The organism is Campylobacter showae CSUNSWCD (assembly GCF_000313615.1).
GTDB lineage: Bacteria > Campylobacterota > Campylobacteria > Campylobacterales > Campylobacteraceae > Campylobacter_A > Campylobacter_A showae_A.
The window spans coordinates 44,311-58,911 of the sequence record NZ_AMZQ01000001.1 but is presented as its reverse complement, the minus strand read 5'-3'; the positions used below and the strand labels follow the sequence as shown (position 1 = coordinate 58,911).

The 14,601-nt window shown below is 45.5% G+C and carries 14 protein-coding genes; 4 read left to right on the top strand and 10 right to left on the bottom strand.

Annotated features, from left to right (window positions below):
* The first annotated feature begins 122 nt into the window (after positions 1-122).
* Positions 123-1,457: an MBOAT family O-acyltransferase gene (locus CSUNSWCD_RS00275; protein ID WP_009492427.1), complete on the top strand. Its 1,335-nt coding sequence runs from the start codon at positions 123-125 to the stop codon at positions 1,455-1,457.
* The gene (locus CSUNSWCD_RS00270) at positions 1,457-2,563 is read left to right on the top strand and encodes an SGNH/GDSL hydrolase family protein (RefSeq protein ID WP_009492425.1); all 1,107 of its coding nucleotides are present in this window, start codon (positions 1,457-1,459) and stop codon (positions 2,561-2,563) included. The genes CSUNSWCD_RS00275 and CSUNSWCD_RS00270 overlap by 1 nt, the downstream gene beginning before the upstream one ends.
* A gap of 435 nt (positions 2,564-2,998) precedes the next feature.
* Here the strand turns inward: CSUNSWCD_RS00270 and CSUNSWCD_RS00265 are convergent, their stop codons facing one another.
* From CSUNSWCD_RS00265 to nspC, 8 genes are all read right to left on the bottom strand, one after another.
* Positions 2,999-3,628 carry an NAD(P)H-dependent oxidoreductase gene (locus CSUNSWCD_RS00265; RefSeq protein ID WP_009492418.1) on the bottom strand — a complete coding sequence of 210 codons (630 nt, stop codon included), beginning with the start codon at positions 3,626-3,628 and terminating at the stop codon, positions 2,999-3,001.
* 148 nt (positions 3,629-3,776) lie between these two features.
* The gene (locus CSUNSWCD_RS00260; RefSeq protein WP_244263897.1) at positions 3,777-4,943 is read right to left on the bottom strand and encodes a disulfide bond formation protein B; all 1,167 of its coding nucleotides are present in this window, start codon (positions 4,941-4,943) and stop codon (positions 3,777-3,779) included.
* Between the two features lie 24 nt (positions 4,944-4,967).
* Positions 4,968-5,324, bottom strand: coding sequence for a disulfide bond formation protein B (locus tag CSUNSWCD_RS11600; RefSeq protein WP_009492415.1), 357 nt, complete (start codon positions 5,322-5,324; stop codon positions 4,968-4,970).
* An 8-nt stretch (positions 5,325-5,332) separates the two neighbouring features.
* Positions 5,333-5,500, bottom strand: a complete 168-nt coding sequence (locus tag CSUNSWCD_RS11825) for a hypothetical protein (RefSeq protein WP_163026383.1) — start codon at positions 5,498-5,500, stop codon at positions 5,333-5,335.
* A 436-nt stretch (positions 5,501-5,936) separates the two neighbouring features.
* Positions 5,937-6,959: a selenide, water dikinase SelD gene (gene selD, locus CSUNSWCD_RS00255; protein WP_420866736.1), complete on the bottom strand. Its 1,023-nt coding sequence runs from the start codon at positions 6,957-6,959 to the stop codon at positions 5,937-5,939.
* Positions 6,956-7,555 (bottom strand): sulfurtransferase-like selenium metabolism protein YedF, encoded by a 600-nt coding sequence (yedF, locus tag CSUNSWCD_RS00250; protein ID WP_009492407.1) that lies wholly within the window; start codon positions 7,553-7,555, stop codon positions 6,956-6,958. The genes selD and yedF overlap by 4 nt, the downstream gene beginning before the upstream one ends.
* 140 nt (positions 7,556-7,695) lie before the next feature.
* Positions 7,696-8,643: a formate dehydrogenase subunit gamma gene (locus tag CSUNSWCD_RS00245; RefSeq protein WP_009492405.1), complete on the bottom strand. Its 948-nt coding sequence runs from the start codon at positions 8,641-8,643 to the stop codon at positions 7,696-7,698.
* A gap of 440 nt (positions 8,644-9,083) precedes the next feature.
* Positions 9,084-10,223, bottom strand: a complete 1,140-nt coding sequence (gene nspC / locus CSUNSWCD_RS00240) for a carboxynorspermidine decarboxylase (RefSeq protein WP_009492402.1) — start codon at positions 10,221-10,223, stop codon at positions 9,084-9,086.
* 91 nt (positions 10,224-10,314) lie between these two features.
* Between nspC and CSUNSWCD_RS00235 the strand changes: the two genes are divergently transcribed.
* Both CSUNSWCD_RS00235 and CSUNSWCD_RS00230 read left to right on the top strand, forming a co-directional pair.
* Positions 10,315-10,536 carry a MoaD/ThiS family protein gene (locus CSUNSWCD_RS00235; protein ID WP_009492400.1) on the top strand — a complete coding sequence of 74 codons (222 nt, stop codon included), beginning with the start codon at positions 10,315-10,317 and terminating at the stop codon, positions 10,534-10,536.
* Position 10,537: 1 nt separating this feature from the next.
* Positions 10,538-10,972 carry a molybdopterin synthase catalytic subunit gene (locus CSUNSWCD_RS00230; RefSeq protein WP_009492398.1) on the top strand — a complete coding sequence of 145 codons (435 nt, stop codon included), beginning with the start codon at positions 10,538-10,540 and terminating at the stop codon, positions 10,970-10,972.
* A 421-nt stretch (positions 10,973-11,393) separates the two neighbouring features.
* Here the strand turns inward: CSUNSWCD_RS00230 and yedE are convergent, their stop codons facing one another.
* Positions 11,394-12,461, bottom strand: coding sequence for a YedE family putative selenium transporter (yedE, locus tag CSUNSWCD_RS00225; protein WP_009492395.1), 1,068 nt, complete (start codon positions 12,459-12,461; stop codon positions 11,394-11,396).
* A gap of 335 nt (positions 12,462-12,796) precedes the next feature.
* Positions 12,797-14,599 (bottom strand): flotillin family protein, encoded by a 1,803-nt coding sequence (locus CSUNSWCD_RS00220; RefSeq protein ID WP_009492393.1) that lies wholly within the window; start codon positions 14,597-14,599, stop codon positions 12,797-12,799.
* Between the last annotated feature and the right edge of the window lie 2 nt (positions 14,600-14,601).

The following is a 14,601-nucleotide window of genomic DNA, read 5'->3' as shown; positions in this document are numbered from 1 at the left end:
GACGCCGAATTTAAAATACGCACAAACAAAACAGCAAGTAAATTTTAAATTCCCGTCAAACATAAATTTAACCTAACCCAAAATAATTTTTTTATATAATTACGCAAAAATTTAGGCGGTATATGAATCTTTTTTCCATAGAATTTGGCTTGTGCTTTTTTATTTTTTGGCCGATTTATTATTTTTTAAACACGCGCCCGCACCTGCAAAAAGCCGTTTTACTCGCCTTTTCATACCTTTTTTTAGCCTCGTTCGGACTTAAATTTCTAATCATAAATTTTATCTTTAGCACGGCAATTTTTCTTTTCGCAAGGGCGGCTCAGAGCAAAGACTCGGCATTGCCGTTTGCCGCGGGCATTATTTTCGTGCTTTGTGCGCTTGCGTTTTTTAAATACGGCGGCTATTTTACGATCAAATTTGGCGTCATGAGGCTTGAAACCATCGCGCTTCCGCTTGGCATTTCGTTTTATTCGTTTATGAGCATTTTGTTGCTAAAGGCCGTGCGAGAGGGCGAGCTAGAGGCGCCTAGCTATCTTGATACGCTGATTTTTCTTAGCTTTTTTGCCGCGATTATTTCGGGTCCGATTTTACGGCCAAAGCCATTTTTCGAGGCGTTAAACTCTCCCAAAGTTTTTCGCGCTAGCCCCGCCATATTCGCGCTTTTGTGCTCTGCGCTCTTTAAAAAGCTCATCGTCGCAAACCATCTTTTCGAGATAGTTAATCCCGTTTTTGCCGCGCCCACCCTGCCCGCGTCGCAGCTTCTTGGCGCGCTTTTTAGCTACAGCGTGCTGCTTTACGCCGATTTTAGCGGCTACGTGGACTTCGTGACGGCGCTTGGACTCATGTGCGGTTTTGTTTTGCCGCAAAACTTCAACCGCCCTTTTACGGCGCGAAATTTAAAAATTTTCTGGCAAAATTGGCACATCAGCCTTATGAATTTTTTTAAAGAGTGCGTCTATTTTCCGCTGGGAGGCAGTCGCGGCACACAGGCGCAAACGCAACTAAACGTCATGCTAGTTTTTGCGATATCTGGCATCTGGCACGGCGCGGGGCTTAGCTTTTTACTATGGGGGCTTATCCACGGCCTTGGCGTCGTATTTTTAAACTTAACCGGCGAGCGCAAATGGCTAAACTCGGCTATGCTTGGACGATATTTTACATTTATTTTCGTGAGTATGGTTTGGGTATTTTTCACGATGGATTTTGAGGGAGCGGTGCGCTACATCGGAGCTATTTTTAGAAACTCGGGCGGCGAGCTTCTTGCGATTTGCGCGCTATTTGCGGGCGTTTTCGTATTCGTATTTTTATACGCCGCGCTTGACGTTTATCCGCTTTTGGTTAAATTTTTTGAAAATATAAACGCCCTTTTTTCAGCCGTTTTTTTGGCGATTTTTGGGATAATTATTTACTTTTTGATGCCGTCAGGCATGCCTAACTTTATATATCAAGGATTTTAATGAGAGCGTTTTTTGGGGTATTTCTCGCGTTTTTTACGCTGATTGCGCTATTTTTGCGACCGCTGTCAAACTACTACGAAGCTAAATATCAAAAGGATTTTTTCATCACGGATGAGCGCGCGATGGCACTGAGCGATAAATTTATAAGTGCGACCGAGGACGGCTTGCAAAGCGCAAAATCGGCCATCGATAAATTTACGGGTTTTTTTTCGGGCGATAAAAAACAGGTCGCGACTAGCCCTAAAACAGAGCAAAATCTAACCGCCTTACAAACCGAACCGGCAAATTTAAACGCTCAAAATACGCAAAATTTAACGCCTACTATCGGCACGGTAAAAGAAGCAAATTTGACGGCGCAAACCGCTCAAATTTATCCCGCTAAAACCGCTTTAAATTTAGATAAAAACGGCTCGCTAGCGTCAAATTTAACGCCGAGCACTCCAGACAAAACAAACAAATCCGCAACTTTTGATATCGAGCTAAATGAAAATTTAGGCGTCATTTTGATAGGCGACTCCATAATGCAAGGCTTTGGCTGGGGGTTTGAAAACGCGCTAAAAACGAGCAAAATCTCAATCAAAAATATGGCAAAAGCAAGCACGGGGCTAACAAATAAGAAATTTTACGACTGGAGCGAGGAGCTAAAAGCGGCGCTAGCAGGCTTAGAAAATCGCCCGCGAAATCTGCTAATCTTCGCGCTTTTTGGCGCAAACGATGCTTATAGCTACACCTTTGACGAGCAGGCGCTGGACTTTGGCACCGATGCGTGGCGCGAGGCGTATGAAGGCAGGATCGCCGAGATCTACGAGATCGCCACAGAGTACGGCGCGCAGGTCGTGTGGCTGGGAGTGCCGTGCATGAAGAGCGAGAAATTCGACAAAAAAATGAAGGCGCTAAACCTGATCTACAAGGACTCGGCGCAAAAATACGGCGCGCGCTACATCGATATCAGCGACGCGATCTGCGATAACGGCAAGTATCTAAAAGAAGGCGCCGACAAAAAGCCGCTGCGCAAGGACGACGGCATGCACATCAGCATGAACGGCGCCAAAAAGGTCGCTCTTTACGTCGTGGATAAGCTGCTAAACGGGCAGAGCGATAATTAACCTAACTTGGAGTATTGGCAAATTTTAGCTGTTGTCAATTTTTGCAATTTGAACTTTGTGGATTTGTCAGCTGTTTGCAAAACAAATACGTATTCACATTAATTAGCCCATACCGATTTTCATCGTATAGCGCGAGTAAATACTCGCTCGCCTAAAATAAAATGCCACAAAAAACAAGTTGTCACAAACGATTATCCAGTCTAGATCGCTAGCGTCTATTGCGATCAACCTAGATATGACCACTCGCCAGACCGGCTGTAGCTTGCGTTTTCATGTCGCCTGCGTCGTACATGCCCCAACTGCATATTTGTCGCCTTAGCAAATAAATTTGCAAAAATTTGAGCGACAAAACTCAAATTTAACTCGGCCAGCGCCAAAAACGCATTTAACTCGCGCCGACCGCGTCAAATTTCAAATTTACGCAACTACCGAATTTTAATATATCCACTTCACGATGTCGCTTATTTCGCGGCGATATTTTTCAGGCTGTGGATTTAGGCGGTAGCCAAATGGCACTACGATAGCCACTCTTTGCTCGCTCTCATCAAGCCCTAAAATTTCATTTAAAGCGTGTCTGTCAAAGCCTTCGATCGGGCAACTGTCAATCCCAAGGCTTGCGGCTGCGTTCATCATATTTGTCGCAGCTATCATGCACTGCTCGTGCGACCACTGAAATGTTAGCTCATCGTCGTTTTTGAAATTTCCTAGCAAAAAGTCGTTGTAAAATTTCTGCCTCGCAGCGATGGCTTCAGGATCTTTATCTGCACGTCTAGCGATCATTTTATCAACATAACTACTACCAAATTTTATCTCTTTGATCTTTGCTAAGATGACCACCAAATGCGAGCAAGAAGTGATTTGCACTTGGTTCCACGAAACGGCTTTTATCTTTTCTCTAAGCTCCTTGTTTTGCACGACCAAAAAGTCCCACTGCTCAAGGCCAGTCGAGCTTGGGCTTAGTCTGCCAGCCTCTAGTATAAAGTCAAATTCGCCAGCGCTTATCTTTTTGCTCTCGTCAAAAATTTTGCAAGCGTGACGAAATTTTAAAATTTCAAGATAGTTCATCATATCTCCTTTGTTAAATTTCTTGAAATTATAGAGCGGTTAGGTAAATTAAAGGGAATTTAGTAGCCAGCAAAAAAGGCCGGCTTTAAATGTAAACAATCCAAATTCGCCCGCTTTGTGCGGACGAATTTGTTATTTTGGGCTAAATTTACTGAGCCAAAGGGTTATTTAGCTCTACGACATTTACTTTGCCGTCTTTATGAGCTAGAGCGTAGATACTGCCGCCTTTTATCGCCATGCCCGAGATGTCGCCAATTTGCGGCATAGCGTATGCGTCAGTCACCTTCGCATCTGCAAGGTCGATCACGAGCAAGGTGTTATAATTTTTAGAGTAGGCTAAAAATTTACCGCCCACGATATCGCCAGCCGTGACGTAGTAGTCTTTTAGATCGTGCTTATCTTTTAGTGCAATGGCTGATGTCACGATAGCTTCGCCGCTTAGCATTTTATCCTTGCTATCGACTTTTATGAGGATCAAGTTCTTGGCGCGCTCGTTTGGCACCGTGATCATATACAGATATGTGCTTTGCGGGTCTTTTGCGAGCGTTAGGACGTATTGTTTTTTCGCTCTTATCGTTAAAAGCGCCGGGCGGTCAAATTTCCATGCAGACTCGAGTCCGCCACTACTCTCTCTAAAATATCTCCACTCGTGATACGCGTCCACATTTTGGGCAGGCTTAACGGCGAATGTCGTTTTGTTAAAGCCCGTAGTCACCAGCATATCGCCGACAAAGGTCGATGCGACGGCCTTTTTGATATTGCGGCCGTTTGGTTTGTCGATGATAGCATGAGCGATCTCTTTAAAATTCGCGTCCGTAAAATAAACTCCGCCTTCGGTGTTTGAGATGCCAAAAGTATCGCTTTTAGCGTTATACGCAAGTCCGCTCGTTACGCCTTTGCCAAAAATTCCCTTTGTTTCAAAAGGAAGCGGGAAGCTATTTTTCACGCTAAGCGCGGGCTTTACGTCAACAAACGCGCCAGCGCTTGGATCAGAGTTAAATTTGACGCTTATATCTTTAGGCTCGCCCGCTATAAACGGATCCTCGACGACATTTGCGCCGACAAATGAAAACGGCTTTTCAAACCTTTTCCAAACGCCTGAGGTCCAAGTGTTATTTAGACTGATACGCTCAGGATCGTCCTTGCCGCTATACGGCGGGATGCCTGCTGAGATGAGCGTCTGAACGGCATTTGATAGGATAACAAATAGGCTTAATGCGATCACAAATTTTGAATACGCGCTAAGAGGCTTTATCCTAGTGTCCGAGCGCGAAATATCGTCCGAGACAACCTTGTCTTTGGCAAAAAGCATCATAAGCCCCATCGCTACAACCACGACTCAGTACACCAAAATACCCCACGTATATGTGTGAGCGCCAAATATATCGCCGCCAAAGCCCATGCCAACATCTCTATATAAACTAAAGCTAGCGTGTCTTAGCGTCATAAAGATTCCATATGCTGCACCAAAAAGCACGGCGGCTATGTAGCGCGCCTTTAGTCCGTAGCGCAGTATCAAGATACCCGCGACGCCGACCACGACCATGCCGATACGCTCCCACCAGCAAAGCGTGCAAGGCCCCTCGCCGATGACGTAGCCAAGATAGATGTTTGCGATACCAACAGGGATAGCAAGCACGAGCAAGACCGCGGTGGCCATGATAAAGTCGAAATTTTTCTCGTTAAAAAAACTCAATTGCTCTCCTAGTATGCTGCAAAAGGTAAAAGAGATGCCCAGCTGGCGATGAAAAACATGATAAAGCATATCGCCGTCTCCACGGCAAATGCACCAAAGGCTAAGCCCTCTTTCTCTGGCTTTTTCCATGCGATGAAAACGGCTATGACCAGAAAGAGAAACGATAAAAATTCCATTTTATCTCCTTTATCTCATTAAGATTAGATTGTCATTTTAATTTAATTCTTTTATATTTTCGCCTAAAATACGGAATTTTTTTGATAATACATTGCAGATTACTCTAAAATTTGGGTAAATATTTTAGAAATTTAACGGATTTGGTTTGCGAACAAATAGCTAAATTTACGGATATTTGAACACGGGATTACGCATAAATTTGCTATTTTATTTTGCTATGATTTTTTATTTTAGTTAAATTTCATTTTTAAGGATTTTAGCTTTTTTGTATTTTAGACGGCTCAAATTTGACTAAATTTATAAACTCGGGGGCTTTGTCAGTTTATATAAATAAATTTGGCGGGCTTGCCGTTTTAAACTTGATATTTCAAAATTTGACCGAATTTAAACCCGTCAAATTTGATTAAATTTGCGCGTTTAAATTTAAAGGCTTAATTACCTTAAATTTATGCCGTATTCGCCGCGCTTTTTAGCTATGCCTACGATCGCCGAGCTCTCGTAACCCGCCTCTTTTAAGCGAGATAGAGCCAAATTTGCCTCGCTTTGCGGTACCGCTAGCAGCAACCCACCCGAAGTTTGCGCATCGTAGAGCAATATATCTGCCTCGCCGCTAACGAATTTACTCGCAAATTCGCGGTTTTTGTAGCTGCCCTCGGGGATGATGCCCATATCGGCAAACTCGCGCGCAGCAGCTATCACGGGCACGCTATCCGCGTAAATTTCAAAGCTGATTTTGTCGTTTAGCATTTCGCTTAAATGCCCCAAAAAGCCAAATCCCGTAATGTCGGTCGCCGCCGTTACTTTGATATCTTTTAGCGCGTCCACGGCATAGAAATTTAGCTGCCGCATCGTCTCGACGGCCTGCTTGATTTGGGTTAAATTTAGCAGATCGGCCTTGATCGCCGTGCTTAAAATGCCCGTTCCCAGCGGCTTTGTGAGTATGAACGCGTCGCCATCTCGCGCGGTGTTGTTTGACCAAAAAGAGCTTGGCGAAACGACGCCCGTGACGCTGAGTCCATAATACATCTGCTGCGTCTCTATCGTGTGTCCGCCGACGATCACGCCGCCGCATTCGGCGACTTTGTCCTGCCCACCGCGTAAAATTTCGCCCAAAATTTCGCCGCTTAGATTACAGCTATCAAAACCGACGATATTTAGCGCGTTTAGCACCTTACCGCCCATCGCAAACACGTCGCTTAGACTGTTTGCAGCCGCAATCTGACCGAATATAAACGGATCGTCCGCTACCGGCGTAATAAAGTCTAGCGTCTGCACTAGCGCGATGTCGTTCGTGATCTTAAATACGCTCGCATCCTCGTTTGTACCGATGTTTGAGAGCAAATTTGGGTGAGCTAAATTTAAATCGCCGATAGTTTTGTGTAGACCCGACGGGTCAAGCTTGGCCGCTCAACCCGCCGCTCGGACGAATTTCGTGAGACGTTTGTCGTTATAGATCATAGTTTGATTTGCTCGTGCGTAGTTAAAATTTGCATGATTTCGTAGGCATTTGATATCTCTCCGACGCTTAGATCGCTTACGAGTTTATATGCCTCGAGGCAGCTGCCGCAGCTTAAAATTTTAACGCCCGCAGCCTCTAAATCCTTAAGCGGTTTAAAGCTCGCATGCGCGCGGTTCGTCGTCATTTTGACGGCGTTATTTACGCAGATTACGTATTCGGGTTTATTTTTTACCTGCAAAAGCGCGCCTAAAAATTTAGCCAGCAAATTAACGCCTACGTCGCCGCTACCGGCACGCTCTTCATTTAGATAAAGGGCTGTTTTTTTAGCCTTTGGCGTGATTTCACAGACGAATTCGTCAAAATTTGCTAGCTCCAGCTTTGATTCGCCCTTAACGGCAGTGATTTTTGTCTCGGTGCCGTTTTGTTCTACGCTAAATTCGACGTTTTGATTTTTTAAAAAACGGCTAATGTTTTCTTTTGGAGCGATAGAATTTACTAAAATCTCAAGCTTTTCGCCGACTTTTAGGCTCTCAAGCGCATTTTTCGTCCTGATGACGGGCTCAGGGCAAGCCAAATTTCTACAATCGATTTGCATTGATTTTTCCTTAAAATTTATTACTCTTCAACCTGAAGTCTAGGGAGAGATTTTATCTAAAAGATTTTAAATTTTGTATAAAAAGGCGGATTTCAGCCTGGGCTTTAAAATAAAAAAGGAGAAAAACTTCTCCTTTTTTATTATTTTAATTTCGCGTAAGTTTTTTCGTATTCAGATACGGGGATTTTGTTTTTAGAGATGAGTTCCTGATACCAGTAGTGGTGAAGTACGTAAACCTCTTCTTCTTCTTTATAGCCAGTTATCATCGACCAGATAGCGCCGTGAATAGCAATGGCCGCCATGTAGATGTGCACTAGGAAAAATACCGCGCACACGATGCCAAGCACGTTATGAATTAGTGCAGAAGCTCTTAAAATTTCAATCTGCGATACGCCAAGCCAGCTCGCAACGTCTGGAGCTCTAAAGTCAAGGAAAAACATAGCTGCACCTGTTAGTATCATCACGATACCGCCAGGGATAGCCACCCAGTACCACGCCTTTTGGCCGGCGTTAAATTTGCCCGCAGGTACTGGACGTTTAATCTTTGAGAGATATCCGCCGACGATCAGCATCCATCTGATATCATAAACCGCAGGTAGCATCCTCACTGTCCAAGCTATCAGCATCGGAGGCACCGAAACGGCAAATAAAATCGTAGCTAATCCGTGGATGTCTTTACAAAATCTAACAAACGCGCCTCCACCAAGCTCTGCGCCCCACATCATGATGACGCCCGTCGGTATGAGCACTATCCATGCGATCGCCGCAGCGCCGTGAGATACGCGCTCTATCATATTAAACGCATAGACTTTTTTGCCGTCGTGGCTGAAGTGTTTCGGTCCGATGATCAAAAAGTGCAGAACGAACGCGCCGATAACAGCCAAAATAAGCGACAAGGCCGCTATCGCGAAGTAGTCGTTGCCCTGAAGAAACGTAAAAATCGGCCCCAAACCGTCTTCGTAAGGCTTAATGTTCTCGATTCTGCCCGCAGCCCAGATATTGCTCTGGTACTGGTTCGTGCTAGGACTCGCCTCGATAGCGAAGGCCCAACAGGCGAAAACTGAAAGCAAACTAAAAATTCTCGTCATGCTATCTCCCTTTGGTTTTTGTTTTCCGTCTTAAAAAGCTTGTTGTGGTCGGCATCCAGCCAAAGGCTAAATTGTGCGGATTTTTATGAAATTATATCAAAAAATAACGTAATACAAGCTTAGCGTCGAAACATCGCTTTTTTAGGTAGTTCGGGCGTATTTTTATCAAAATAGGAGTCAAATTTATAATCTACTATATTAATTCATTTATATAAGCTAGATTTTATTTATCTTAAATTTAACTTCGTTTGGGATTAAATTTGCAGCAAATTTGACGGACAATAAACCAAATTTTAAATTTAAAGCTGAAAAGGCGCGGGTTTAGCGCATCCGCATTTCAGGCAAAAAATCGACACCAAATTTGACTTAAATTTACGACCAAAAAGGCGCCCTCAAACATCAAATTTACACTCTAAAGGGCGCAGTTTCAGGAAGCAAATCTAGTTTCGTCTCTCATACTCTTCAAAGCCAAATTCCCGTACGGTTACAAGCTCGCCGTTTTCTTTTAAAAGCAGCAAATCGGGCAGCTTGATGCCGTTAAAGGTCGTGTTTTTCACGATCGTGTAGTGGATCTGATCCTCAAAGATCACTTTGTCGCCCACGCTTAGCGGCGCGTCAAATTTATACTCGGGCTCGCCGGCGTCAAGCCCTACGATATCGCCGGCTAGACAGGTATTTCCGCCAAAACGGTAGCTAAATTTACCGCCCCTGCTCTCACCTCGCACAGCCGGTCGGTACGGCATCAGCACAGTGTCTGGCATGTGCGCCTCAGCTGAGACGTCCAGGATCGCTATGGTTTTTTCGTTTTGCACGAAATCAAGCACCGAAGCAGCCAAAAATCCCGTCTGCCAGCCCACCGCTTCACCTGGCTCGATGTAGACCTCGACGCCGTACTTTTTGCGGAAATTTTTGATCAAACTTATGAGCAGATCCACGTCGTAGCCTTCTTTGGTGACGTGATGTCCGCCGCCGAAATTTACCCACTTCATACGCGGTATAAACTCACCGAATTTCTCCTCAAACGCCATCAGCACGGTCTCCAGGCTTTGCGCGCTCTCCTCGCAAAGCGCGTGAAAATGTAGCCCCGTGATACCATCAAGCGCGTCAGCGTCGAAATTTGCGCGCGTGATGCCTAGTCGGCTATACCTGCCGCAAGGATTATAAGCATCAGTTGGTGCGACGGATAGCTCTGGATTTACGCGAAGCCCACAGGTAACGCCCGCGGCTAGAGCTTTTTCTTTAAATTTAGCCCACTGCGCAAAGGAGTTAAAAACCACGTGCTTTGAAAGCGCTAGCACCTCATCTATGTCCTCGTCTTTAAATGCAGGCGAATAGGTATGGATCTCGCCGCGAACGTATTTTGCGGCAAATTTAGCCTCGTGTAGGCCGCTGCATGTCGCGCCGTCTAGATACTCGCCCACAAGCCCCATCACGCCACTAAATGCAAAGCCTTTTAGGGCGACTAACACCTTTGCGCCGCTCTCAACCTTGACGCGTTTTAAAATTTCGAGATTTGCGCGCACCTTGGCCTCTTCGCAGACGTAGGCGGGCGTTTTTATTTTGCTTAAGATTTCGTTCATTACGGCTCTTTCGTTTAAAATTTGGCGTAAGTATATCTAAATATTTTTTTAAGTAAAATCAAGAAAAAAATTTAATTTCAAAGGCGAATTTATGGTAGAAATCGAGTTTTTGGGCCCGATAAAGATGAATAATTTAAAGCTGGAAGCGGCAAATTTAAGCGAAGTAAAAGAAAAACTAGGCGAGTATGCGGAGTTGTCCGAGTGGCTAAAAATCTGCGCCGTCGCCGTAAACGACGAGATCGCAAGCTCTCTTGACGCGCCGCTAAAAGACGGAGATAAAATTTCCATTTTACCGCCAGTTTGCGGAGGTTAATATGCAGATATTTGAAGGAAGTCTCGACGCCAAAGCGATCACAAACGCCTGGTACGACGAGTTTAGGGACAAAAACTGCGGCGCGCTCATCACGTTTACAGGCATCGTGCGCGAGGAAGGCGGCATCGGCGCGCTTAGCTTTGACATCTACGAGCCGATCCTGCGCAAATGGCTATCTAGTTGGGAGCAAAAGGCAAAGGATCTGGGTGCATATGTGCTTTTCGCACATTCTCGCGGAGACGTGCCGGTGCACGAGAGCTCCTACGTCGCAGGCGTGGTAAGCCCACAAAGAAAGGTCGCCTTGCAGCTGATAAACGAGTTTGTCGAGGACTTTAAGGCTAACGCGCCGATCTGGAAATACGACGTAGTGGGAGGCGAGCGTATCTACGCAAAAGAGCGCAGTCAAGCGATCAAAGGCGCCGGGCTTTTAGGATAAAATTTCTCGGCGCGGCCTTATCACGCGCGCCTGAGCAAATTTTACGACTTTTTAGATAAAAGATTTGTTTCTTGCGGGCTAGACTATGATGTTTAGCCCGCTTTTTACTCTGGATCGCCATCAAAATTTGGCAAATTCCAGCTCGCTTTTCATATTAACTCAAATTTAAGAACTCGGCACCTTGTCTCTTTACTCGCCCAGACCCGCGCCGCGAAAATGTCAAATTTATAAATTTAGCAAGATATGCGACAAATATTCCAGACGCAATAGGCGTAGTTTAACTTTAAAATTTTAACCCGTTAGGGCGCGTATATGAAATACGTAACCAAAACGGGTTTAAAATTTTAAAGCTTGAAATCCGTTCGTCCGCAGCGAAGCGATTAGCGGTTGCGAGACGAAGTCGAAGCAAAATTATGGGGAATCAAGCTGCTTTTTTGTGAAAAAATCCCACATAAGCCGCAAAAATAAACCCCATCGCCACCGCCCACGGAGCCGCCGCCGTTATGGCGCTAGGAGAGCTAGCGAGCAAGAAGTTATGCGCTACGGCCGCGCCAGCCGCCATACCGATGACAAAGATTACCGAGCTTAGATTTCCCGTGCCCATTTGCACGAGATGCTTGCCCGGGCAGCCTTCGCTCAGGCTAAAGCAAAGCCCTGCTAGCGTCATGCTAAGGAAGTTCCAAAGCACGTCGTTGTGCGCGATAGGCTGGCCTTCAAAGCCGAATTTATACTGCCCAAGCGCTAAATTTACGATGCTGGCAAAAACCACGATACTGACAATGCCCGTAAACATCGAAAAATCCCCTTTTAAAAGCCTACTAAACGCCCCTACGCTACAAAATTTGCTTTTGTGCATTAGCGCGCCCACGACGATGCTAAATCCAAGCGAGATCAGGATCGGAGCATGCATGGAGCCAGGGCCTTTTGCGGAGGTAAAAAGCGCGCCGTTTTCGCCAAGCTTTAGCCCAAGAGCCAGCGCCGCAAGCAGCAAAATACCCATAACCGTCGGCAAAACGCCTATCGCGGCCTGAGCTTTAGTCTCGTGCGTGAGGCCGTAGCCGAGCTTTTTGAAAAATACGCCCGCGCACACGCCTGCAAAAATACCGACGACTCCCGCAATCGCCGTCATATCGCCGCCGCCGAGACGCAAAAACGCTCTCCACGGGCAGCCCAAAAACACGAGACAACCGATCATCGCGAAAAATCCGAGAAAAAAGCGCACGAAAGGCGAAGAGCCCGTGGTCGCGCTAAACTCCTTCGTCCAAAGCACGCTGGCTAAAAAGCCGCCCAAAATGAGCCCGATGATCTCGGGGCGCACGTACTGCACGACTCCTGCGCGGTGAAAGCCCAGCGCTCCCGCCGTATCGCGCAAAAAGCAAGCCGCGCAAACGCCCATGTTGCCGGGGTTGCCAAAATACACGAGCAATGCGCCTAGAGCGCCGAGCGCTGCACCTGAAACGATAAACCATTTTGAATTTGAAAAATTCATGAAGTGTCCTTTGAAAAAGTAAAATCGACCCGATTTCTTAAGCGTTATTTTACTGATGTTAAAATAAAAAATTAATAAAATTTACTTGCGATTTAATCAAATTTGAAAGGGAATATAAAATTTAACTTAAGCAGTTAAATTTACATAAATATTAAACGTGTTTAAAATTTGCAGATGTTAAATTTACAGCCGTGTAGACAGCTCAAAATATGCCAAAAACAACCACAAAAAGTAGCTATTGTTTTGATTGTAAAAAAGGACGGCCAAATTTAGCTGGCTTTACCGCGCTAGCGTGCCGCCCCCTCACACAACTTTAATCAATTTTGAGGCTAGATTTACTTTTTCTTGCTGTCTTTTTGTTCGCTTGCAGCATTAAATTTCTCAGTCTCTTTTGCGCTAAAATTTGACTTGTCTTTAGCTTTTTCGCAACCATCTAGCAGGGGCGAGGCGATATTTTGTATCCCGCCGTTTAGATCGATACCTACTTGCTTCATAAGATCGTCGATTATCGGTGCATTTACTTTATAGTTTAAAGACGCGTTTACGATTTGATCGGAGAGAGACGCGCCCGCATTGCTAACAACGCCGTTAGTATTTGAACCGATTCCGCCTTGATTTGCGCCACCAAGGCCTGCCATTTGCACGATTTTGATAGAGTCGATTTTTTCTGCGGGTTTTACGACCTGGGCGATTATTTGCGGCATAAACTCGACCAATGCGAGTTTAAATCTATTTTCCAAAATCTCCGCCGAGACGATATTTTCTGCGTTATTTATCTCGGTTTTACCCTTAGCCTCAACCTCGTAGTTTAGCCTGTTGGCTTCAGCCGTTATCTTTATAGCTTCGGCTTCTGCGGTGGCCTTGATTTTTAGCGCTTCGCTTGCACCCATTGCTTTGATTTTAGCGGCTTCGGCTAGGTTTTCTTCGGCTTCTTTTTCAGCTTTTGCGGCAACCGTTTTTTCGATAGAGAGTTGCTCGGCCTCTTTTTGCGCTTCGATTAGCGCTAGCTTTTTAGCGCGCTCGGCCTGCTCAGTCTCGGACGATGTTTTAATCTTCTCAAAAGATGCGGCTTCTAGCGCCTTTTTCTCGTTGGCTAGCGTTTTAGCCGCGGCCTCTTCCTCGACTTTTTTGGCGATTTCTATGTTTTTGCTCTGATTTGCGAGCTCGACGGCTTTTTCTTTGTTGATCTCGGCTTCCCTGATAGCTCTAGCCTTTTCTATCTCGACGGTTTCGATAGCGCGCGCTTTGTTTATCTGCGCCTCTTCGATAGCTTTGTTTGCGACGATCTTGGCTTCTTCGGCCTCTTTTCGCCTACTTTCGGCCTCTTTTGCCCTTAGCGCTTCTTGCTCGGCTTGGAAATTTGCTATCTTGGTTTGTTGCGTCGCTTCAGCCTCGGCTTGTTTTCTTTGGATTTCAAATTTCTCCGACTGCGTTTCGTAGTTTTTCTGCGCGATTTGCACCTCGGTAGAGCGTTCGATATCGTTTCGTAGCTTTTTGCGCTCTTCGATAGTTTGCGTTAGGCTCGTTAAACCTTCTGCGTCAAAAGCGTTGTTTTCGTTAAAAAACTCTTTAGCCGTTTGATCTAGCGAAGTAAGCGAAACCGACTCTAGCTGAAGGCCGTTTTTAGATAGGTCGGCTTCGATAGCGTTTTTTACCTGCGAACTAAATTCATCCCTTTTTTCGTGTAGCTCCTTCATCTCCATCGAGCTTGCTACCGAGCGGAGCGTGGCGATTAGCTTACCTTCGATAAGACCGGTTAGTTCGCGTAGATCAATCGTTTTTTTACCTAACGTCTGCGCCGCGCGCGAGATAGACTCTCTATCCTCGCCCACTCTGATGTAAAAATCAGCCGTGATATCCACGCGCATTCTATCTTTGGTTATGAAGCTATCGCTTTTAGAGCGAGCTACCGTGACCTTCATCGACTGCATATTTATGTCGATATAATCATGCAGTATCGGCAGTATCAGCGCGCCGCCGTCCACGACGACCTTTTCACCGCCAAAGCCCGTTCGCACGAACGTAAGCTCCTTTGTCGTTTTTCGGTAAAGCCTCGAAAAAACGATACCTAAGATAATGATAGAAAAAAGTCCTATGCCGGCAAATACGGCCATAGAAGTCATTGCGTCAATGTTCATGC